A 622-nucleotide genomic window follows, 5' to 3' on the forward strand; every position below is an offset into this window, starting at 1 on the left:
TTTTCTAATTGGTCTATCTTGTACATATAATATTTTTGTACAACCATCAGTGACGTTTGGGAGCGAAAGAAGGGACATACAGTCGGGTGGAGACATTTACCAGAAGCTTAACAAAGCGAACCTGCATCTTCTGAAAGACGTTTATCACCAAGATGTGGTGTTTGAAGATTCGGCTCATCGCTTAGAAGGACTGCCTGCTCTTTCAGATTATTTCCAGTCATTGTACGCGAATGTGATTCGCTGTGATTTCATCATCCATGATCATCAGCAGGTTGGGGATACGGGTTTCCTGACTTGGACTATGGATCTTCAACATCCGAAATTACACAAAGGGGCTCCAATCGCTGTGAGCGGCGTTTCCCACATGAAGTTCTCCGATGGCCAAGTCATTTATCACCGAGATTACTTTGATTTGGGTGAAATGCTTTATGAGCATTTGCCTTTGCTTGGCTCCGTCATAAAAACCATTAAGCAAAGGTTGGGGCGATGAATAGTGTCGTTTTAATTACGGGGGCGACTTCCGGGATAGGTAAACAGCTGGCTATCGATTTTGCTGAGTCTGGTTGGCGTGTCATCGCATGTGGACGCAATGAAGTTGTACTTGCTGAGCTAGCGGCAACAT

General features: G+C 44.7%; 2 protein-coding genes. Both read left to right on the forward strand.

Annotated features, from left to right (window positions below):
• Positions 1-49: 49 nt before the first annotated feature.
• Positions 50-490, forward strand: coding sequence for a nuclear transport factor 2 family protein (locus R7Q46_RS28080; protein WP_318078422.1), 441 nt, complete (start codon positions 50-52; stop codon positions 488-490).
• The coding region (locus R7Q46_RS28085) for an SDR family NAD(P)-dependent oxidoreductase (protein ID WP_318078423.1) at positions 487-622 on the forward strand (136 nt) is incomplete at its 3' end. The genes R7Q46_RS28080 and R7Q46_RS28085, both read left to right, overlap by 4 nt.

It is taken from the genome of Vibrio sp. 811, from assembly GCF_033339195.1.